The organism is Micromonospora sp. WMMD967, assembly GCF_029626165.1.
GTDB lineage: Bacteria > Actinomycetota > Actinomycetes > Mycobacteriales > Micromonosporaceae > Micromonospora > Micromonospora taraxaci.
This window is the reverse complement of the sequence record NZ_JARUBK010000001.1, coordinates 3,400,451-3,421,225: the sequence shown is the minus strand read 5'-3', so window position 1 is coordinate 3,421,225 and position 20,775 is coordinate 3,400,451. Positions and strand designations below refer to the sequence as shown.

At 73.3% G+C, this 20,775-nt stretch carries 19 protein-coding genes; 8 read left to right on the top strand and 11 right to left on the bottom strand.

What is annotated here, in order from left to right; all coding sequences use genetic code 11:
- Positions 1-21: 21 nt before the first annotated feature.
- Entirely contained in the window at positions 22-1,653 is a 1,632-nt protein-coding gene (locus O7631_RS15975; protein ID WP_278144934.1) for a RecQ family ATP-dependent DNA helicase, read from the top strand.
- Positions 1,654-1,741: 88 nt separating this feature from the next.
- Positions 1,742-2,245, top strand: a complete 504-nt coding sequence (locus O7631_RS15970) for a hypothetical protein (protein WP_269679985.1) — start codon at positions 1,742-1,744, stop codon at positions 2,243-2,245.
- Here the strand turns inward: O7631_RS15970 and O7631_RS15965 are convergent.
- Positions 2,235-3,824 (bottom strand): MFS transporter, encoded by a 1,590-nt coding sequence (locus O7631_RS15965; protein ID WP_278144933.1) that lies wholly within the window; start codon positions 3,822-3,824, stop codon positions 2,235-2,237. The genes O7631_RS15970 and O7631_RS15965 overlap by 11 nt on opposite strands.
- A gap of 82 nt (positions 3,825-3,906) precedes the next feature.
- Here O7631_RS15965 and O7631_RS15960 point away from each other — a divergent pair, with 82 nt between their 5' ends.
- Together O7631_RS15960 and O7631_RS15955 are read left to right on the top strand one after the other, a co-directional pair.
- Positions 3,907-4,668: a TetR/AcrR family transcriptional regulator gene (locus O7631_RS15960; RefSeq protein ID WP_278144932.1), complete on the top strand. Its 762-nt coding sequence runs from the start codon at positions 3,907-3,909 to the stop codon at positions 4,666-4,668.
- Positions 4,669-4,676: 8 nt separating this feature from the next.
- Positions 4,677-5,711, top strand: coding sequence for a helix-turn-helix domain-containing protein (locus O7631_RS15955; RefSeq protein ID WP_278144931.1), 1,035 nt, complete (start codon positions 4,677-4,679; stop codon positions 5,709-5,711).
- 152 nt (positions 5,712-5,863) lie between these two features.
- On the opposite strand, the gene O7631_RS15950 is transcribed toward O7631_RS15955, so the two are convergent.
- From O7631_RS15950 to O7631_RS15915, 8 genes are read right to left on the bottom strand one after another with little or no spacing between them, the layout of a single operon-like run.
- The gene (locus O7631_RS15950) at positions 5,864-6,847 is read right to left on the bottom strand and encodes a DNA topoisomerase IB (protein WP_278144930.1); all 984 of its coding nucleotides are present in this window, start codon (positions 6,845-6,847) and stop codon (positions 5,864-5,866) included.
- The gene (locus tag O7631_RS15945; RefSeq protein WP_278144929.1) at positions 6,831-7,784 is read right to left on the bottom strand and encodes a glycosyltransferase family 9 protein; all 954 of its coding nucleotides are present in this window, start codon (positions 7,782-7,784) and stop codon (positions 6,831-6,833) included. Before O7631_RS15945 ends, O7631_RS15950 begins: the two co-directional genes overlap by 17 nt.
- Positions 7,781-8,482: an SDR family oxidoreductase gene (locus tag O7631_RS15940; RefSeq protein ID WP_278144928.1), complete on the bottom strand. Its 702-nt coding sequence runs from the start codon at positions 8,480-8,482 to the stop codon at positions 7,781-7,783. The genes O7631_RS15945 and O7631_RS15940 overlap by 4 nt, the downstream gene beginning before the upstream one ends.
- Positions 8,479-9,933, bottom strand: a complete 1,455-nt coding sequence (locus O7631_RS15935; RefSeq protein WP_278144927.1) for a PfkB family carbohydrate kinase — start codon at positions 9,931-9,933, stop codon at positions 8,479-8,481. Before O7631_RS15935 ends, O7631_RS15940 begins: the two co-directional genes overlap by 4 nt.
- Before the next feature lie 16 nt (positions 9,934-9,949).
- A complete protein-coding gene (locus O7631_RS15930; RefSeq protein ID WP_278147951.1) occupies positions 9,950-10,642 on the bottom strand; it encodes an SIS domain-containing protein in 693 nt (230 codons plus the stop codon).
- The gene (locus tag O7631_RS15925; RefSeq protein ID WP_088990430.1) at positions 10,639-11,856 is read right to left on the bottom strand and encodes a glycosyltransferase; all 1,218 of its coding nucleotides are present in this window, start codon (positions 11,854-11,856) and stop codon (positions 10,639-10,641) included. Before O7631_RS15925 ends, O7631_RS15930 begins: the two co-directional genes overlap by 4 nt.
- Positions 11,841-12,815 carry a glycosyltransferase gene (locus tag O7631_RS15920; RefSeq protein ID WP_278144926.1) on the bottom strand — a complete coding sequence of 325 codons (975 nt, stop codon included), beginning with the start codon at positions 12,813-12,815 and terminating at the stop codon, positions 11,841-11,843. The genes O7631_RS15925 and O7631_RS15920 overlap by 16 nt, the downstream gene beginning before the upstream one ends.
- Positions 12,812-14,419: an HAD-IIIA family hydrolase gene (locus tag O7631_RS15915; protein ID WP_278144925.1), complete on the bottom strand. Its 1,608-nt coding sequence runs from the start codon at positions 14,417-14,419 to the stop codon at positions 12,812-12,814. The genes O7631_RS15920 and O7631_RS15915 overlap by 4 nt, the downstream gene beginning before the upstream one ends.
- Before the next feature lie 254 nt (positions 14,420-14,673).
- On the opposite strand from O7631_RS15915, the gene O7631_RS15910 reads away from it, so the two are divergent.
- The 3 genes from O7631_RS15910 to O7631_RS15900 all read left to right on the top strand — a co-directional run bounded on the left by O7631_RS15910 (position 14,674) and on the right by O7631_RS15900 (position 17,036).
- Positions 14,674-15,096: an SRPBCC family protein gene (locus O7631_RS15910; RefSeq protein ID WP_347403510.1), complete on the top strand. Its 423-nt coding sequence runs from the start codon at positions 14,674-14,676 to the stop codon at positions 15,094-15,096.
- 2 nt (positions 15,097-15,098) lie between these two features.
- Positions 15,099-16,100, top strand: a complete 1,002-nt coding sequence (locus tag O7631_RS15905) for an SDR family oxidoreductase (protein WP_278144923.1) — start codon at positions 15,099-15,101, stop codon at positions 16,098-16,100.
- A 168-nt stretch (positions 16,101-16,268) separates the two neighbouring features.
- Positions 16,269-17,036 (top strand): polyprenol monophosphomannose synthase, encoded by a 768-nt coding sequence (locus O7631_RS15900; RefSeq protein ID WP_278144922.1) that lies wholly within the window; start codon positions 16,269-16,271, stop codon positions 17,034-17,036.
- A gap of 99 nt (positions 17,037-17,135) precedes the next feature.
- Here the strand turns inward: O7631_RS15900 and O7631_RS15895 are convergent, their stop codons facing one another.
- A complete protein-coding gene (locus O7631_RS15895; RefSeq protein WP_278144921.1) occupies positions 17,136-18,743 on the bottom strand; it encodes an NAD(P)/FAD-dependent oxidoreductase in 1,608 nt (535 codons plus the stop codon).
- 72 nt (positions 18,744-18,815) lie between these two features.
- Between O7631_RS15895 and O7631_RS15890 the strand changes: the two genes are divergently transcribed.
- Positions 18,816-20,249 carry an aldehyde dehydrogenase family protein gene (locus O7631_RS15890; RefSeq protein ID WP_278144920.1) on the top strand — a complete coding sequence of 478 codons (1,434 nt, stop codon included), beginning with the start codon at positions 18,816-18,818 and terminating at the stop codon, positions 20,247-20,249.
- Positions 20,250-20,303: 54 nt separating this feature from the next.
- Here O7631_RS15890 and O7631_RS15885 read toward each other — a convergent pair whose 3' ends face one another.
- Positions 20,304-20,705 (bottom strand): ChaB family protein, encoded by a 402-nt coding sequence (locus O7631_RS15885; RefSeq protein WP_269680000.1) that lies wholly within the window; start codon positions 20,703-20,705, stop codon positions 20,304-20,306.
- Between the last annotated feature and the right edge of the window lie 70 nt (positions 20,706-20,775).

Here is a 20,775-nt window from a genome sequence, read left to right as displayed (position 1 = left end):
CTCGGGTACCTCCGGCCCTCGATGAAACTGTCCACGCATTCGATGACGTTGCGCCGCGCGGCCCGGAGCCTCTTCGGCTGGAAGGCGCTGCGGCCCAACCAGTTGGCCGCCATGCGCGCGGTGATGAAGCGACGTGACGCCCTGGTGGTGTTGCCCACCGGCGCCGGCAAGTCGGCCATCTACCAGATCCCGGCCAGCCTGATCCCCGGCCCCACCGTGGTGATCTCCCCGCTGCTGGCGCTCCAACAGGACCAGATCGCCGCCCTCAACGAACGGCAGCGCCCGGAGCTGCGGGCGGTGCGGATCAGCTCGAACGAGTCGGCCGCCCAGCAGGCCGAGGCGATCACCGAGGTCCGCGAGGGCCGGGCCGAGTTCCTCTTCATCACCCCGGAGCAGCTCAGCAACCCCGACCGGATGGCCGAGGTCGCCTCGCTGAAGCCGGCGCTGGTGGCGATCGACGAGGCGCACTGCATCTCCGCGTGGGGGCACGACTTCCGCCCCGACTACCTGGCGCTCGGGCACCTCATCGAGGGCCTCGGTCGGCCGCCGGTGGTCGCGCTCACCGCCACCGCCTCCCCACCGGTCCGCGACGACATCATCGCCCGCCTGCGCCTGCGCGATCCGGACGTGGTCATCTCCGGGCTGGACCGGCCCAACCTCTTCCTGGAGGTGGCGCACTGCCCGGACGAGGACTACCGGTGGCGGCGTCTGATGACGCTGCTGCGCGACGAGGGGCGGCCGGGGATCATCTACGTGCCGACCCGCCGTTCCTCCGAGGAGTTGGCCGCCCGGCTGACCGACGCCGGCTTCCCGGCGCTGTCGTACCACGGCGGGATGCCGGTCGGCGCGCGCGCGGAGCTGCACGAGGCGTTCCTCGCCGACGAGGTCCCCATCATGGTGGCGACCTCGGCGTTCGGGATGGGCATCGACAAGCCGAACATCGCCTGGGTGGTGCACATGGCGCTGCCCGACTCGCCAGACAGCTACTTCCAGGAGATCGGCCGGGCCGGTCGCGACGGGCAACCGGCCCGGGTGCTGCTGCTGTGGCGGGCCGAGGACGTGGGTCTGCAACGGTTCTTCAGTGGCGGCCTGCCCGACGTCGACGAGTTGCGCGACCTGGCCGCGTTGCTGCGTCGCAAACCGGCCACCAAGACCGAGCTGCGCGAGGCCACCGGCCTCGGGCCGCGCAAGCTGGGCCAGTATCTCGCCCTGCTGGAGCAGGTCGGTGCCGCCGAGCCGCGCGCCCGCCAGCGCATCGGCGCCCCGCGCTACTCCCCCAAGCCGGTGGACGCCGCCACGGCGGCGCTGGCCGAGGCGGAGCGTCAGCAGACCGTCACCCGATCCCGCACCGACATGATGCGAGCCTTCGCCGAGACCAACGCCTGTCGGGGGCAGACCCTGCTGGCCTACTTCGGCGAGCAGATGACCGACGTCTGCGGCCACTGCGACAACTGCCACAACGGCACCAGCATCGCCGACCAGGGTGCTGTCGGCCCGTTCCCGGTGCACAGCCGGGTGCGTCATCCCGAGTGGGGCCAGGGCCTGGTGCTCTCCTACGAGGACGACAAGATGACGGTTCTCTTCGACGAGGTCGGGTACAAGACGTTGTCGGTGCGCGTGGTGTCCGAACAGGGCCTGCTGACCCTGGACTAGCCTGACCCGGGCGCCCGTGTCGGGCCCGGTGGATCGACCGATCAGAGCACCGTTTGACCAAGCAGAGCAGGGCGGAAGGGGCATTGCCGTGATCGAGCAGCCGGCGTACACCGGTTTCGGTTTCTCCGACGGGGAGTGGGGGTTGCTGGTCGGCCTGCCGCAGTCGGTGCTGACCGCGGCGAGCGCCGCCGAGTCCGACGGCACCCGCCGGACCATGGCGGAGACCGCAGCCGGCCTGGAGACCATCTCTGCCGGCCGCGAGTCGGCCAGCCCGTTGGTCGCCGCCGTGGCCGGTGAGATCGTGACCCGGGTGGGCGACCCGGAGGCCGGGGCGGAGCTGCCGGTCATCGCGCCCGACGACCCGCGCGCGCTGATCGACGACGTGCTGCTGCGGGCCGGCGAGGCCGCCGCGCTGCTGGCCGCCCGTGTCGACGAGGGCGAGGCCGGTGCGTACAAGCACTGGCTCGTGCAGATCGCCGAGCAGGTGGTGGGCGCCGCGTCCAGCGGTGGGCTGCTGGGCATCGGTGGCGAATCCGTCAGCGACTCCGAGCGGCGCTTCCGCGACCGGCTCGCGCACGTGCTCAACGACTGACCGACGACAGCGAAGGGTCGGCCGGACCGGTCGGCTCGGCGGCCAGTGCCGTGGAGTCGGCCGGTCGGACATCGCGCAGGGCGACCAGCGCGGTGACCGCGCCCAGCAGCATCACCGCCATGGCGGCGTACGCGGCCAGGTGCAGCCCGTCGGTGAACGCGACCGTGGCCGCGTGGCGCACCACGTCGGCCAGTTCCGCCAGCAGCCCCTGGGCGACGGCGAGCGCACCGGCCAGCGTCTCCCGGGCCGCGACGCCGGCGTCGGCGGGCAGCCCGGCCGGCAGGCCGTCGACGATCTCGCGGCGATAGACAGCCGCGCCCACGCTGCCCAGGATCGCCATTCCCAGCGCACCACCCAGCTCGCTGCTGGACTCGGTCAGCGCCGACGCGACGCCGGCCTGCTCGGGGGGCGCCGCGCCGAGGACCAGCTCGGTGACGAGGGACATCACCATCACCAGGCCACCCGCGTAGACACTGGCGCCGACGAGGAGCAGCCACAGCGGCGTATCCGGCGTGACCTGGGTCAAGACCACGAAGCCGACCACGGCGATCCCGAATCCCGCACCGATCAGGTACGCCCGCTCGACGCGTTGGGCGAGGGCGGCGGCGGCCGGTGCGACTCCGCCCACGGCGAGCGACGGCACGAGGCTCCACAGTGCCGCCCGCAGCGGGCTCAGGCCGAGCACCAGCTGGAGGTGCTGGGTGGTGAAGATGGCGAAGCCGACGATGGCGAACATCGCCAGCAGGTTGACCGCGAGCGCCCCACCGAAGCCGCGACGGCGGAACAACCTGAGGTCGACCATCGGGTACGCCCGGGTCCGCTGGCGGTGCAGGAAGAGCGCGCCCACCAGCAGGCCGCCGACGATGGCGAGGACCCGCACCGGGCTGAGGCCGTCGCGGGCCATCTCCTTGATGCCGTAGATCACCGGCAGCAGCGCCCCGAGCGACAGCGCCGCGCTGACCAGGTCGAACCGCCCGGTCGCCGGGTTGCGGAACTCGGGCACCAGGAGCGGGGCGAGCAGGAGCAGCATCAGCATGGCGGGAATGTTGATCAAGAAGATCGAGCCCCACCAGAAGTGCTCCAGCAGGACGCCGCTGAGCACGGGGCCGACCGCGATGCCGCCGGTGAGGGTGGCGGTCCAGACGGCGATGGCGGTGCCGCGCTGCTTGGCGTCGTGGAACATGTTGCGCACCAGGGCGAGCGTCGAGGGCATCAGGGTGGCACCGCCGACGCCGAGCAGGGCGCGTGCGGCGATCAACGTCGCGGTGCTGTCGGCGTACGCGGCCAGCAGCGACGCCGCCCCGAAGGCCGTGGCGCCGATCAGCAGGAGTCGACGTCGGCCGATCCGGTCGCCGAGAGCGCCCATGGTGATGAGCAGCCCGGCCAGCACGAAGCCGTAGATGTCGAAGATCCAGAGCTGCTCGGTGGCGGTGGGGCGCAACTCCGCGCTGATGAACGGGACGGCGAAGTAGAGCACCGACACGTCCATCGAGACCAGCAGCAGGGGCAGCATCAGCACCGTGAGGCCGGTCCACTCCCGCCGGCCGGCTCGCGGTGCCGGTGTGGTGGTGGTCGTCATGATCATTTCTCCTTCTGCGTATGACGTACGCTGTAATGCGTAGACCATACGCAGAACTAGGATGGCGAGGCAAGGAGGAAAAGTGGCGGCACAGACAGACGACAGCGGGCCAACGCTCCCGCCGGCCATCGAGAGCGCCTGGGGTCTGCGGGAACGACCACCCAAGGGCCCTCGGCCGGGCATGAGCGTGTCCACCATCGTGGACGCCGCCGTACGCGTGGCCGACGCCGACGGGCTGGCGGCCGTCTCGATGAGCCGGGTGGCCAAGGAGTTGGGCGCCGCCACGATGGCCCTCTACCGGTACTTCGGCTCGAAGGACGAGCTGCTGCTGCTCATGGTGGACACCGGCTACGGCCCCTCGCCCGGCCCGCCCGCGCCGGAGGATGGTTGGCGCGCCGGTCTGACCCGGTGGGCCTGGGCCGAGCACGAGGTGCTGCGACGCCGGTCCTGGCTGCTGCACGTGCCGATCAGCGGCCCGCCGATCACCCCGCAGCAACTCGGCTGGCTGGAGGACGGGCTGCGCTGCCTCGACGGCACCACCCTCGCCGAGGGCGAGAAGATGTCGACGCTGCTCCTGATCACCGGGTACGTCCGCAACGAGGCCACGCTCACGTCGCAGATGGCCGAGGGCGCCCAGGCATCCGGCGTCGCGCCGGGCGAGATGATGCCCGCCTACAGCCGGATGCTGGCCCGGCTCATCGACCCGGCCCGCTTCCCGGCGCTGCACCGGGTGCTGAGCGCCGGTGTGATCAACCAGGACGACGACCCGGACGACGAGTTCGTCTTCGGCCTGGACCGGATCCTCGACGGCGTCGAGGCACTCATCGACCGTCGAGCGGGCTGAGGCACCTGATGCTACCGAGAGACACCGTCGACACCACCGTCCTGCCCCCGGGCGAGCGGTTCGGGATGTGGCTGGACCTGGTCGCACGCACCTCGGCGCCACTGCGCATCCAGTCCGCGCACGCCGACGACTTCGCCGCCCGCGCCGACTTCATCTCGCTCGGTCCGATCCAACTCGTGGAATACCGGTACCCGTCACTGGACGCCACCCGCACCCAGAAGCTGGTCCGCCAGTCCGACCCGGAGCTGTACATCCTCGCCTACACCACCGGCGGCATCGGCACGTCCAGCCAGGACGGTCGCCGCAGCGAGATCCTGGCCGGCGAGTTCACCTTCTACGACGGGTCCCGACCACACGACGTCTGCCACCACGCGACGGAACCGGAACGGGACCAGGCGTCCTCGATCATCACGTTGATCCCCCACGCCGCGCTGCCGCTGTCGCCGCAGCGGATGGCCACGCTCTACGGCGGACGGATGTCCGGCAGCGAGGGCATCGGGGCGCTGCTCGCGCAGTTTCTGTTGCAGGTGACCAGGCACCCCGAGCAGTACCATGCCGCCGACGCGAGCCGACTCGGCGCGGTCGGGCTCGACCTGGCCACCACCATGCTCGGCCGGCACCTGGTCGCCGAGGACGCCGTACCCACCGAGGTACGCCGCCGGGCATTGCTCGCCCAGGTGCAGGCGTACGTCCACCGGCACCTGGGTGACGCGACGCTCAGCCCCGGGGTCGTCGCCGACGCCCACCACATCTCGGTGCGGTCCCTGCATCGGCTGTTCGAGGCCGAGGAGACCACAGTGGCTTCGTACATCCGCGATCTGCGGCTGACCCGGTGCCGACGCGACCTGTCCGACCCGGCGCTGCGCAACCAACCGGTGCAGACCATCGCGGCACGGTGGGGGTTCCCCGACAAAGCCCACTTCAGCCGGGCGTTCCGGGCAGCCTACGGGGTGAGCCCGCAGGAACATCGCGACGCCGCCTCGCATCCGGCGCGGATCGTCAACAGCACGGCGTCCGTGGTCAACTCGAGGCGGGCAGACTGACACCACGTGGCCGGCCGCTCGCGGCGGGCCGCCAACGGGGGCCGTGGCGAGGCGCCCGCCGCCTGAGCGCGGCGGGCGGCCGCCCGGTGGCCCCCGATCGCGCCCGAGTCTCCGGCCCCGCCACTTCCCCCCAGGATCGTAGGCGGGGCCGGTCAGGCCTTCTCCAACAGTTCCAGGACGACCCGCTCGGCCTCCTCGCGGGACGCCTTCGGATCCACCGACGCCACCACCCCGTCGTGGTAGAGGTCGACAACCCGAGGATCCACGTACGACGCACGAGCCACCGTCGGAGTGTTGCCCAGCAGCTCGGCCACCGCGCGCATCATGGCGACCACCGCCCTGCGCCGGGCGGTCACCGACCGGGCCGGAGCGGCGGTCGCCAGCTCGGTGGCGGCGAGCACCGTCGCGTGCCAGGTGCGGAAGTCCTTGGCGGTCATCTCCCCACCACTGGCGTCGCGCAGGTAGCCGTTCACCTCGTCGCTGCGCACATCCCGCCAGTCCCGCCCATCCCAGTAGCCGAACAGCCGGTCCGCCCGCCGACGCCGACGGCGCAGATTGACCAGCACCTGACACAACTCCGGGTCCTCGATCCGGCGTACCTGCTCGATGCCGCCCTTCGCCGGGAACACCAGGACCACGCAGCCGCCACGGGACCGGGCGTGCTCGGGGCGCAGGGTCGACACCCCGTACGTCGGGTCGTCGCCAGCCGCGTACTGGTCGCTGCCGACGCGGAACATCCCCATGTCCAGCAGGCGGGCCACCGTGGCGAGCACCCGGTCCCGGTTCAACCCCCGGCCGTCCAGGTCACGCCCCACCCGCTCCCGCAGCGCCGGAAGCCGACGGGCCACCTCCAGCATGTGGTCGAACTTCGCCTCGTCCTGCTTCTCCCGCCACCGCGGGTGGTAGACGTACTGCTTGCGCCCGGCCGCGTCGATACCGATCGCCTGGATGTGGCCGTTCGGGTACGGCGAGATCCAGACGTCCTGCCAGGCCGGAGGAATGACCAACTCCCGCAGCCGGGCCAGGACTTCAGCGTCCCGGACCGGAGCGCCGGTCGGGTCGACGAAGTGCCAGCCCCGACCGCGCCGACGCCGCCCGTACCCCGGTCGACCCGGGTCACTACGCCGCAACCGCACCGGAGACCCGCACCACCCTCTCCACCTCAGCCACGGCGGCCAACACCTCGTCGAGACGCAGGGCCGCCATCGTCGGGTGGCTTCCTACCCCGTCCCACCTGGGCCAATCCCCCTCGCCGGCCCAGAGCACCCGGTGCCGGGGCCGGTCCGGCGGCGGTCCCCAGTGCGCCGGCGGCACCGGCCCGAAGAGGACCACCGACGCGGTGCCGTACCCGGTGGCCAGATGGGCCACGCCGGTGTCCCCGCTGACCACCAGTCGGGCGTCGGCCACCAGCGCGGCGAGCGTGCCGAGGTCGGTCCGGCCGGCCAGCACCGCGTCCGACCCCAGGCCGGCCGCCTCGGCCACCCGGGCTGCCAGCGCACGCTCGTCGGCCGACCCGGTGAGCAGCACCCGGTGTCCCTGGTCGGTCAACGCCCTGGCCAGCGCGGCGAACCGCTCGGCCGGCCACCGCTTGGCCGGTACCTTGCTGCCGGGATGCAGCACCGTCACACCGGTGGGCAGCCCGGCCGGCGCGGGCCGGCGCAGGCCGAGGTCGGCCCGGTCGGCCGGGATGCCGTACCAGGACAGCAGTCGGCACCACCGGTCCACCTCGTGCTCGTCGTCGGACCACTGCGGACCGTCGGCGTGGTCGCCGTCCGGGTCGGCGAAGGCGAGCAGCCGTCCGGGCCGGGTAGCCGTGAGCAACCGGTGCGACTGCGGGCCGCGCCCGTGCAGGTTGACGGCGACCTGCGGGGCCGACCCGACCCGGACGGGCCGGTCCAGCCCGCGGGTGTCCACCAGCCGGTCCACACCACCGACCAGGTCGACGAGCGGAGCCAGCCCGGCGGGCGCGGCGAGCACCAGCTCCCGAGAGGGGTACGCGGCGCGCAGCGCCCGCACGGCGGGCACCGCTGTCACCAGGTCGCCGACGCCGAGGGCGCGCAGCACGAGGATCACGGGTACGACGTCTCCTGCTCGGCGCAGACCACCAGCTCCCGCACCGCGCAGCCGGGCGGTTGATTCAACGCGAACATGATCGCGGCAGCGGTGTCGACGGGGTCGTTGAGGATCGCGTCCGGGCCGGGCTTGTACTGCGGGTCGCGCTCGTCGAAGAAGGCGGTGCGCATCCCGCCCGGAATGAGCAGGGTGACACCGACCTGACCGGCGAGTTCGGCGGCGAGGGCACGGGTGAAGCCCACCACCCCGAACTTCGCCGCGCAGTACGCGGTGGCGTCACTGACCGCCTTGACTCCCAGGGTGGAGGCGACCGTGACGATGCGGCCCCGGGACGTCAGCAGGAACGGCAACGCGGCCCGGATCACCGCCGCCGTGGCCAGCAGGTCGACGGCGACGATCCGGTCCCAGGTCTCGCCCGGCACGTCGAGGAGTCGACCGGGCACGTCCATGCCGGCGGCGGTGACCACCGCGTCCAGACCGCCGGCCTGCTCGGCGAGATGCTGGGTGGCCACCTCCGCGGCCCGTGTGTCGGCCAGGTCGCACTCGGTCCAGGACACCCCGTCGGCCGGTGGCTGCCGGTCCAGCACGACCGGCCGGCCACCGGACGCGGCCACCGCCGCGACCACCGCCGCGCCGAGCCCGCTCGCGCCCCCGGTGACCAGGACCGTCGGCCCCGCCCCCGACCGCGTGGCGGTCATCGGGTCTGCTCCGCGAGCGTACGAACGATCATGTCGGTGGTGGACCGACCGTCCAGGTAGGGCACCACCACTGTGTTCCCGCCCCACCGGCGCAGGACCTCCGCCTCCGGCAGCGCGGTGGCGTCGTCCCCGCCGCCGGTGGCGTAGTCGCCGCCCTTCACCCAGATGTCCGGGCGTACCCAGGACAGCGTCGCCGCCGGGGTCGGCTCGTCGAAGACGAGCACCGCGTCGACGCAGCTCAGTGCGCTCAGCACCCGACTGCGGTCACCCTCGGACATCACCGGCCGATCCGGGCCCTTCAACCCGGCCACGCTGGCGTCGGAGTTCAGGCAGACGATCAGGCAGTCACCGAGCTGTCGGGCGGCCTGCAGGGTGGCCACGTGCCCGGCGTGCAGGAGGTCGAAGCAGCCGCCGGTCGCCACCACGGTGCCGCCCGCGGCGCGTACCTCCCGCAGGAGCGTGGCGACCGCGGCGACGCCCACCGGCTCGCCCGCCACGCCGCCCCTCGGCAGCGACCGGAACACTGCCCGACCGGGCGCGCTCCTCGCCGGTGCCAGATCCGACGGCAACGCCGCGGCCACTCCCCCACCGGCCACGAACCTGGACGCCTCGGCGACCGCCACCTGCACCGCCTCGGAGACCAACGCGCCCTCGGCCAACGCGAGGCTGGCGGCGGCCGCGAACCGGTCGCCGGCCCCGCAGGTGTCCCCCTCGGCGCTGCCCGGGGTCGGCACCACGAGCGGCGTCGACCCGGCATGGCAGAGCAACGCGCCGTCACCGCCCAACGTCACCGCCACCGCACCGGCCCGCCAGCGCCGCCGCAGCCCCTGCGCCCCTCGGGACGCGGTGGCCAACCGGGACGCGCCGGGCATCGCCGGGACCAGCTCCCGTACCTCCGACTCGTTCGGGGTGGCCAGGTGCACACCGGGCACCGCCTCCGGGCCACGCGGGTGCGGGTCCCACACCACCGGCGCGCGGGTCGCGGCCAACGCGTCGCGCAGCGCGGGCTGCCGGGCCACCCCCCGGCCGTAGTCACTGACCAGCACCGCCGACGCCGAACCGATCACCCGAAGGACCTCGTCGGACGGCTCACCCGGCTCCCCGGACGCACCGCCGCGGTCGTGGCGCAGCAACACCCTGCCCCGAGCCCGGAGACGGATCTTCTCCGGTGTCGCACCGGGCAGGGCCAGCGGGTACACCTGCACGCCGGCGGCGGCGAGCAGCGCGCTCAGTCGGGCGCCGCCGGCGTCGTCGGCGAGCGCTGTCACCAGCACCACCTCGGCGCCCTGCGCGGCGGCGAACACCGCGGCCAGACCGGCGCCACCGGGCCGGTCGACGGCCGAGGTCTCGTCGAGCACCGGCACCGGGGAGTCCGGGCAGAGACGGTTCACCACCCCCTCCACGTCCCGGTCGAGCAGGGTGTCGCCGAGCACCACCACGGGTCCCCTCACGCTTGCCTCCTCATCCTCACGCGTCGACCTGCTGTGCGGCCCCACCGTCGAGCACCACGTCGACCCCGGCGCGCACCGACCCGGCCTCCCCCGGCACGTGGCGGACGATCGCCGCCGCGTCGGCCGCGGCCAACGCGGCGGGCAACTCCTGTTCCAGGTACTCGCAGAGAAGGTGACTGGTCACGAGGTGCAGCTCCTGCACGACCTGGGTGTCACCGGACACGACCGCCAGCACGTCGTCACAGGCGTCGGCCAGGGGGTTGGGGACGGCCCCGGTGAGCGCCCAACTGGTCACGCCGACGGCGCGGGCGGCCTGCGCGGCGCGGACCAGGTTGGGGCTGGCCCCGCTGGTGCTGAGCAGCAACAGGACGTCGCCGGGGCGGCCGTGGGCCCGCACCTGCCGGGCGTAGACGTCGTCGTAGCCGTAGTCGTTGGCGATGGCGGTGAGCGCGCTCGTCTCCGCGTGCAACGCGATCGCCGACAGCGGCTGGCGGTCGTCGTGGAGCTTGCCGACCAGCTCGGCGGTGAGGTGCTGGGCCTCGGCGGCACTGCCGCCGTTGCCGGCGACCAGCAGACGCCCCCCGGTGGCCAGCCGGTGGGCCAGGTCGGCACCCCAGCGCGCCAACTGCGACTCACACCGCCGGTACGGCACCAGCGCCGCCGCGAGGTTCGTCAGGTGGGTGTCGAGCAGGCTGCCCGCCGGCATCAGGCCACCACCCTGGTCGGCCGACGGACGGCGGCCACCTCGCTGTAGACCTCCACCAGGCGCTCGGCGGTCGCCGCCCACGAGTACCGGGTCCGCGCCCGCTCGCGGGCCGCCGTGGCGTACGCGAAGCGCCTGATCCGGTCGTCGAGCAACCCCTGGATCGCGCCGGCCAGCGCGTGCGGGTCCCGCGCCGGTACGAGGTCACCTGTCGTTCCGTCGACCACGGTGTCCCGGATACCGCCGACGGCGGTGCCGACGACCGGCACCCCGCAGGCCATCGCCTCCAGCGGGGTCAACCCGAACGGCTCGTACCAGGGTGCGGCGACCAGCAGGTCCGCCGAGCGGTACCACCGGCCCATCTCCTCCCGGGGCACCGCGCCGACCAGGTGCACCCGGTCGGCCACCCCGCACGACTCGGCGAGGGCCCGCAGCCGCCGCGCGTACGGGTCCGTTTCGAGCAGCCCTTCGGGCGGGCCGCCGACGACCACGCACTCGGCGTCGGCGACCAGCGCCATCGCGCGGATCACGGTCTGGAAGCCCTTGCGTTCGACCAGCCGACCCACGGTCAGGATCCGGGCCCGACCCGGCTCCCGGTCGGCGGCCGGCCCGAGCGGGGCGAACGTGGCGAGGTTGACCCCGGAGGGCACGACTGTCATCCGGGACCGGGGCACACCCATCCGCACGAGTTCGCCCACCTCGTCGCGGCACTGCGCGACGATCCGGTCCACCGAACGGCCCAACTCGCGTTCGTAGGACACCCGCCGGGCCGGGCTGGTGTCCTGCACACCCTGGTAGCGGCGCTTCACAGTGCCCAGCGCGTGGTACGTCTGCACCACCGGCACCCCGGTCTGCCGCCCGGCGGTCAGCGCCGCCAGGCCACTCATCCAGAAGTGCGCGTGGATCACCTCGGGCACCCATTCCCCGCCCCGCCAGCGCTCGGTCAACCAGCGGCTGAACTCCCGCATGTGCGGCAGCAGCGCGTCCTTGGCGACCGGCTCGGCCGGGCCGGCGGGCACGTGGACCACGTCGTACCCGTCCGGGCTGCGGACGGTCACCGGCAGGTCGGGCGCGTCCCGGCGCGTGTACACCCGCACCTCGTGCCCGGCGGCGGCGAGAGCGGCGGACAGCTCCGCGACGTGCGTGTTCTGGCCGCCGGCGTCCTCCCCTCCGAGGACGGCGAGCGGGCTGGCGTGCTCCGAGATCATCGCGATCCGCATACTTCCTCCTCCAGCAGCCGGTCCCAGTCAGCGAGGAAACGGTCCAGGCCGTATCTGTCGCGCGCGGCGGTCCGCGCCGCCGCTCCGGCCTGACGTGCGGTCGCCGGTTCGTCGATGAACCGACGGGCGGCGTCGAGCAGGGTGTCGGTCCGGGTGGCGAGAGCTCCGGCCTCCGGGGGCACCGCCATCACCGCCTCGGTGGTGGCGAGCGCGACGACCGGCATGCCGATCGCCATCGCCTCGATGAGGCTGAGCCCGAGCGACGTCCACCGGCACAGGTGCAGGTACGCGCGCCGCCGGCCCAGCTCAGCGTGCATCCGGTGCTGGGGCACGTCGTCGTGGCTGGTGAGTCGGTCAGCGGGCAGGCCGAGGTGGTCGGCCAGACCGGCGACGCCCATCCCGAAGACGTCCAGCGGGGCGATCTCGGCGAACCGGGGCAGCAGGTCGGTGCCGGTGACCCGGCCACGCCGGACCGGTTCGTTGATCACCACGGCGAGCCGGTCGAGTTCCCCCGTGTAGGAGACGGTGGGGGCGACGATGCCATGGTCGACCACAGTGGTGCGGGTGGCGCCGGTGTCCCAGAAGATCTGGTTGAACCCGGTCACGTGGGCGATGAGCAGGTCGTCGCGGTCGGCCATCGGGTGCCGCGTGTTGGGTACGTCGCCCTTGGGGGTGTTGTGTTCGACGTAGATGGCGGGGACGTCACGTCCGGGGCGGCGACGCAGCCATTCCTGCGCCCGGTCGATCTCCTCCGGTCGTTGCAGGATGACCAGGTCGACGTCGGCACCGGGCAGATCCTCCGGGGTGACCTCGACAGCGCTGTCCGGCCAGGGGTAGGTGCGGGCCCGGCCGAGGCCGTAGGGGCCGCGGTCGGGGGTGGTGGGGATCAGATAGCGGTGGCCGCCGTGCACGAACGATGTGGTCCAGGACCCGTGCACGTGCCAGAGCAGGATGTTCATCGGCCGCCACCACCACCGACGGTGAGCATCCGCAGCGCGTCGACCACAGCGTCCGGGTCGACGTCGCTCAGGCAGGGGTGGCCGGGGACCGGGCAGCTGGCGGCCCGGGTGTCCCGGCACGGCGCGGTCGCGTCGCCGAGCCGGACGGTGGGCACCCGGTAGGGGCCCCACTGACCGAACGGGACGGTCGGCGCGAAGAGACTCACCACCGGCACACCGGCGGCGGCGGCCAGGTGCGCCGGCCCGGTGTTGCCGACGACGACGGCGCTGGCGTCCGCCACGATCCCGGCCAGGCCGGCCAGGTCGGTTCGTCCACCCAGGTCGGTGCCACCGGCCGCCGCGACCCGGGCGGTGACCTCACGTTCGTCGGGGCCGCCGGTGACCAGCACCCGGTGCCCGGCGGCGCTCAGTGCCCCGGCGATCCTCGTCGCGACCTCGGGCGGGCAGGCCCGGCTCGACGCGGCCGAGCCGGGGTGCAGCACCACGTACCCCGGGTCGCCGAGATCGGACGGGCGCTCCGCCACGACGTCGTGGCGGAGCCGGAGCACCGGTTCGTCGCCGTCGGGCAGCCGGTGGCCGGCGGCGGCGGCGAGAGAGAGGGCGCGTTCGGGTTCGGGGACGCCCACCGGCACCCGGTGCCGGACGTCCAGCAGCGAGCCCGGATAGTCGTCGCTGATCGCCGCGATCCGGCCGATCCCCGCCATCCGCAGCAGCAGTGCCAGCGGCAGTGCGGACTGGTGGAACGAGGTGAAGACCACCGCCTGGTCGGCGCCGACCGCGCCGAGGCGGGCGATCAGGCTCCGCATGTCCTTCGGGTCGACAGGTGCCGGCGCGCTGTCGATCCAGGGCAGCGGGTGCTCGACGATCTCGTCGACGCCGGGCAGCAGGTCGGCGGCGGCACGCCCCCGCGGCCCGCAGAGCAGCACCACCCGCTGCGCCCCGGCCGCGACGGCGCGGATCGCCGGCCCGGTCACCAGGACGTCCCCCGCCGAGTCCGACCGGACCACCAACGCGGTCCGCACCGGTTCGCCGGGCGGGGTGGTCGGCAGCACGGCCTGTTGCCGGCGCAGGATCTCGTCCACCGCCGCCGGCAGGTCGGCGGCTGTCCATCCGGCGGCGGCGATCTCCTCCGGCCTTGTCACCGGAGTGGGCACCAGGACGCCCGTCGCCCCGGCGGCCAGCGCGGCCGCGACGTCCCGGCCGATGTCGCCCACCATCACGCACCGGGATGCGGTGGTGCCCAGTTGCCGGGCAGCGGCGTGCACCAAGCCCGGTGCCGGCTTACGGCAGTCGCACCGGTCCTCGTCGTCATGCGGGCAGACCAGCCAGGCGTCGAACCGGCCCAACAACTCCTCGACGCGGGCGTGCACCGCTCGCATCTGCTCCCCGGTGAAGTAGCCCCGGGCCAGACCCGACTGGTTCGTGACCACCGCCAGCCGCAGCCCGGCCGCCCGCAACCGGTCCAGCGCGGCCCGCGCTCCCGGCACCGGCCGCACCTTCTCCGGGTCGCCGTTGTACGGAACGTCCTCGATCAGCGTGCCGTCGCGGTCCAGCAGCACCGCGTCGTACAGGACGGGTCGGAGGCTTCCGGCGGGACCACGCAACCCGGCGGAACCGGCGCGGTCAGCAGCGGCGTAAACCGGGGCTGACCTGCGCTGATACCGCTCCTCCTGGTCCTGTCGCACAGCCGGCGGGTTCCCTGCGCCCCGAGGAGTAAACGTCGTCGCCGAGGGGGTGGGCCAGCGCCTCCAGCGGCGCCCCGCGTCGGCCTTACCCGCCGTGCCGGAGAAGCTAACCCGGCCGGTCGTTAGTGCCGCCCAGGCGCGGGTATGAAAATCCAGTGGCGATTGTGGAGAAAGTGATCGAAGCTCCCCCGCAGCAGGTGTTCGACGTGCTGGCCGACGGGTGGACGTACAGCGACTGGGTGGTCGGCACGGCACACATGCGCGATGTCGACGACACCTGGCCCCGGGTGGGCAGTCAACTGCACCACCGGGCCGGGCCATGGCCGTTCTCACTGCAGGACGCGTCGACGGTGCTGGTCTGCGAACCGCCGCACCGACTCGTCCTCAAGGCCGGGCTCTGGCCGGCGGGTGAGGCGATAGTGGCCTTCACGCTGGAACCGGTCGGCGAGGACGCCACCCGGGTGCGCATCGGGGAGGACTTCGCCGCCGGCCCGCTGCGGTGGCTCCACACCAAGCTCAACGACCTGGTGCTGCACCTGCGTAACCGGGAGACGCTGGACCGGCTGTCCGACATCGCCACCCGACAGAAGGGGTGACAGTGGCGCAGACCGTGGTGGTGACCGGCGCGAGCGCCGGCGTCGGTCGGGCCATCGCGCACGCGTACGCGGCTCGAGGCGCCCGGGTGGCGCTGCTGGCACGGGGTGAGGCCGGTCTCGTCGCCGCCGAGCGGGAGTGCCGACTGCGCGGCGCGACCGACGTACGCACCTACCGGGTCGACGTCGCCGACGCGGGAGCGGTGCAGCAGGCCGCCGACGACGTGGTGCACCGGTGGGGCGGCATCGACCTGTGGATCAACAACGCCATGGCCTCGGTGTTCGCGCCCGCCTGGGAGATCCCGGCGCGCGAGTTCCATCGGGTCACCGAGGTCACCTACCTGGGCACTGTGCACGGCACCCTGGCGGCGCTGCGCCACATGCGGGCGCACGGGCGGGGCACGATCGTGCAGGTGGGCTCCGCGTTGGCCTACCGGGGGATCCCCCTGCAGTCGGCGTACTGCGCGAGCAAGCACGCGGTGCAGGGCTTCAACGACTCGCTGCGCGCCGAACTGCTGCACGACTGCCCGGCGGTGAAGCTGTCGATGGTGCAGCTGCCGGCCGTCAACACGCCGCAGTTCTCCTGGGTCCGTACCCGGCTGCCCCGGCATCCGCAGCCCGTACCGCCGATCTTCACGCCGGAGTTGGCCGCGCGGGCCGTCGTCTGGGCCGCCGAGCGCGGCACCCGTGAACTGAACGTGGGCGGCCCGACGTGGCAGGCCCGGCTGGCCGACATCCTGTTCCCCGGGCTGCTCGACCGGAAGCTGGCCCGCGACGGCTACGACAGTCAGCAGACCGGCGAGGAGATCGACCCGGCCACCTGGCGGGACAATCTCGACCATCCGGGCGACCAGGAGACGGACCGGGGCGCAGCCGGCATCTTCTCCGACCGGGCCCGCGACCGTTCGGCCGCGCTGTGGGTCGGCACCCACAAGCCGGCGCTGACCGGGATCGCACTCACCGTCGCGGCTCTGACCCTCGCCGCCGTCACACGACGCAGGCGCTGACGGTCTTCACGGCGTTGCCCTGGCAACCCCGCGACCAGTAGAGGATCGATAATCGGACACCAAGCCACCGGCAGCCGCAACGCCCGGAAGGGGTGCCCTCTTCAACCCGAATGTGACAACTGGATACCCTTTCCATGAGCCCCCTGTCCGCAAACCGAGGATGTCCGCATGATCGAGCCTGTGCAGCTGCCGTCGCCGTGGCGGGACGTACGCCTGACGGTCGTCGTGCCCACCTACAACGAAGCGGGAAACCTGCCCACACTTGTGGAGCGGCTCCTCGCACTGCCGCTGCCCGGCCTGCGCATCCTCGTCGCCGACGACAACTCCCCGGACGGCACCGGTGAGGTGGCCGACAAGCTGGCCATCGAGCACCCGGAGCGCATCGAGGTCGTCCACCGCGCCGGCAAGGAGGGCCTCGGCCGGGCGTACGTCGACGGGATGGGACGGGCGCTCGACGGCGGCGCCGAGTACGTGGCGCAGATGGACGCGGACCTGTCGCACCCGCCGGAGGCGCTGCCGGGCATGCTGGGCGCGCTGCTCTCCACCCAGGCCAGCGTGGTGATCGGTTCCCGTTACGTGCCGGGCGGCGAGCTGGACGAGAACTGGCCGCTGTACCGCCGGGCCCTCAGCGGCTGGGCGAACCTGTACGTGCACACCCTGCTGCGGGTGCGCATCCGCGACCTCACGGCCGGCTTCAAGATCTGGCAGGCCGACGCGCTGCGGAACATCGACCTGAACCGGGTGCAGTCCAACGGCTACAGCTTCCAGGTGGAGATGCACTACCTGGCGACCAAGCTGGGGCACACCATCCTGGAGGTGCCGATCCGTTTCGAGGAGCGCAAGGAGGGCGCGTCAAAGATGACCACCGCGACCAAGGTGGAGAGTGCCCTGATGCCCTTCCGCCTGCGCAGCAAGCACCGCAACATCACCAGCTGAACCCCGTCTGCCCTCTCGCGATCAAGAGGTTCGCGTCACCGGCACCCCGGAATCTGACGCAAACCTCTTGATCACCGCAGTAGAGGACGGCCGGGTGGGTCAGTCGGGGTAGACAGCGCGGTGGGCCGTTGCGATGGCTGCGGCGTACGCCCGGCCGGTCAGGGCACGGTCACGGGCCAGCGCCGCACGGGCCGCGTTCGCGCCGGGAGCGCCGTGCACCCCACCGCCGGGATGCGCCGACGCACTGGCCAGGAAGAGCCGGTCCACCGGCGTGTCCGCCCGGCCCAGGCCGGGGACCGGGCGCAGGAACAGCTGTTGGTACGCGGCGGCGGTGCCACCACCGAGGGTGCCGCCGACCAGGCTCGGGTTGCCCTTCTCCAGGTCGGCCGGGCCCGCCACGTGCCGGCCGACGACGAGCTGCCGGAAACCCGGTGCCGCCGCCTCCAACACGTCCTCCATCCGCTGCACGTGACCGGCGACGTCCTCGGCCCGCCAGTCCCGCCGAAACGGCAGGTGGGTGTACGACCAGAGCGACTCGGTGCCCGGCGGGGAGTGACTCGGGTCGGCGACGGACATCTGCCCGAGCAGCAGGAACGGGTCACGGGGCAGTTCGCCTCGGGCCAGCTCGCTCGCGTACCGGGTCAACCCGTTCAGGTCCGCGCCCAGGTGCACGGTGCCGGCGCCGGCCACCTCCCGGTTGATCCAGGGCATCGGTGCGGACAGCGCCCAGTCCACCTTCAGCGTCGAACCGTCCCAGCGGAAGTGCGCCAGGTCCTCCACCAGCCGTGACGGCAGCGCCGCAGCACCGACCAGGTCGAGGTAGAGCGCCGGCGCGGGCACGTCGGCGAGGACGGCCCGTCGGGCCCGCCACAGCGCGCCGCCGACGGTGCGGACCCCCATCGCCCGGCCCCGCGCGGTGAGCACCCGGTCGACGTGGGCGCCGTAGAGGATCACCCCGCCGCGCTCCTGCAACCGAGCCACCAGCGCGTTGGTGATCTGCTGGGCCCCGCCCTCGGGCACCGGCCAACCGATCTGCTGGCCGAGCATGGCCAGCAACCAGCCGTACACCCCGGAGCCGGCCTCCTCCGGGGACAGGTCGGTGTGCAGGGCGCAGCCGGCCAGCAGGGCCGGCCCGCCGGCACCGTCGAAGAGTTCGTCACCGAGCTTGCGCACCGGCACCACCAGGCGCCGGGCCAGTCGCAGCGCGCCGGCGACCCGCAGCCGACGCAGCAGACCCAACCCGCCACGGACCGGCGGGAACGGCGAGGTGATCGCGTCCAGCATCGGCTCGGCCACGTCGAGCCAGTCGGTGTACGCGTTGAGCCAGCGCTTGCCGTCACCAGGGGCGAACTGCTCCAGCGAGGCCGCCGTGACGTCCAGGTCCCGGTTGATCACCGCGGCCCGTCCGTCCGGCAGCAGGTGCGCCAGCACGTCCGGCGCATGCCGCCAGGACAGCCCGTGCCGACCCAGGTCGAGGTCGGCCAGCACCGGTGACGCGTACCCCAGGGGGTAGAACGAGCTGTAGAGGTCGCTCAGGTAGCCGGGCGCGGTGACCTCGGCGGAGCGGACCGCGCCACCGGGCGCGGACGTGGCTTCCAGCACCACCACCTCCCAGCCGGCGTCGGCCAGCAGGTTGGCCGCCACCAGGCCGTTGTGGCCGGCTCCGACGATGACGGCGTCCGCGCTCTGTACGGCGGTGGTGGTCATCCGATCCGCCTACCCGGCGTGCAACAGGGCGAAACGCGTTTGTCTCGCCGAGGCCCGGGCATCCAGCGCCGCATGTACACGGTTGCGCAGCTGGTGGGTGGGGTGTGGGGCGCGGGCGGCGACGGCGGTGAACTGGTGGTGTGTGATCCGGCGGACGGAACGCCCGTCAGCACGGTGCCGGTGGCCACTGCCGACGAGGTGGGCAAGGCGGCCCAGGCGGCACGGAACGCGGCAGCGCAGTGGGCGGCGACCGCGCCGGCCGAGCGGGCGGCGGCGCTGCACCGGGCCGCGGACGCGGTGGAGGCGGCCACCGAGGAGCTGGCTGAGGCAGTCACGGCGGAAATGGGCAAGCCGTTGGCGGACGCCCGCGGTGGCGTCGAGGCGGGCATCGGCACCCTGCGACAGTACGCGGAGCTCGCCCCGCTGCGCGGCGGGCGGACCCTCAACGGTGGAGCCGACGCGCTGGACTTCCTGACCCCGCAGCCGCGTGGTGTGGTCGCCGCGATCACCCCGTGGAACGACCCGGTGGCGGTGTCCTGCGGTCTGCTCGGCGCGGCCCTGGTGACCGGCAACGTGGTGCTCTACAAGCCGAGCGAACGTGCGCCGGCGACGGGTTGGCTGCTGGCCCGGGCGCTGGACCAGGCGATGCCGACCGGTGTCCTGTCCCTGCTCACGGGCGGCCCGGAGGTCGGTGCGGCGCTGGCCGCGCAGGACGTCGACGTGGTGGCGCACGTGGGGTCGACGGCGACCGGTCGGGCGATCGCCGCCGCCGCGGCCCGCACCGGCGCGAAGGTGCTCCTGGAGAACGGGGGCAGTGATCCGTTGGTCGTCGACGCGGGCGTCGACCCGGAGTGGGCGGCCGGTCAGGCCGCGCTCGGCGCGTTCGCCAACGCCGGGCAGATCTGTGTGGCGGTGGAGCGGATCTACGTGCACCGGGAGGTGGCCGAGGACTTCGTGGCCGCTCTGACGCGGCACGCCGAGGCGCTGCGGGTCGGGCCGGGCCGGGACCCGGGCACCGAGCTGGGCCCGCTGGTCGACCGGCGGCACCGCGACCACGTGCACGGGCAGGTGACGGCGGCGGTGGCGGGCGGCGCACGGGTGCGGGTCGGAGGCGAGGTGCCGGACGGGCCGGGGGCGTTCTACCCGGCCACCGTGGTCACGGACTGCCGGCACGACATGCCGCTGGTGCGGGAGGAGACGTTCGGGCCGGTCGCTCCCGTGGTGGTCGTCGACTCGTTCGACGAGGCGCTGCGCTGCGCCGCGGACTCCCCGTACGGGCTGGCCGCCACCGTGTTGACCGCGTCGATGAGCCACGCGCAGCGGGCCTGGCGGGAACTGCCGGTAGGCACCGTCAAGGTCAACGCGGTGTTCGGGGGAGCTCCGGGCGGCGCCGCGCATCCGCGTCGCGCCAGCGGGCAGGGCTTCGGGTACGGCCCGGAGCTGCTGGACGAGTTCACCGCCACCAAGGCGGTGCACATCGAGGCTCCGGGCGGCGGTGAATGGTGAACGGCACGGCCGGACGCAGGGGTGGTGCGTCCGCCCGCGCCGTCGTCTGGCAGGTCAGTCGCCGCGAGCCTTGCGGGTGGCCCGGTCGTTGGCCTTCTGGATCGCCTTGACCAGGTCCGGCTTGTTCATGCTGGACCGTCCGGGTACGTCCAGCTCGCGGGCCACCGACATCAGGTGGTCCTTGGTCGCGTTGGCGTCCACCCCACCGGCGGTGGGTGCACGCCGCTCCGGTCCGCCACCGGCGGCCTGCTGGTCGCTCGGGCCCTTACGGCCCTTCGGCTCCCAGTGGTCGCCCACCTTCTCGAACTGGTGCTTCACCGCGGCGAACGCGGTCCGGTGCGACCGCTCCCCCTCGCCGTAGGTCTCGACCGCCGAGTCGTGCGTCTTCTCCCAGGTGCGCTGCGCCTTGTCCGAGGAGCGTCGCAGCGTGCTGGGCAGGTCTTCGCGCCCGGGCATCTCGTCCTCCTCCGCGTCGTTCGGATCCCCCTCAGGTTCCCCCGGTGTCCGGGCCTAAACGGGCGGCGCG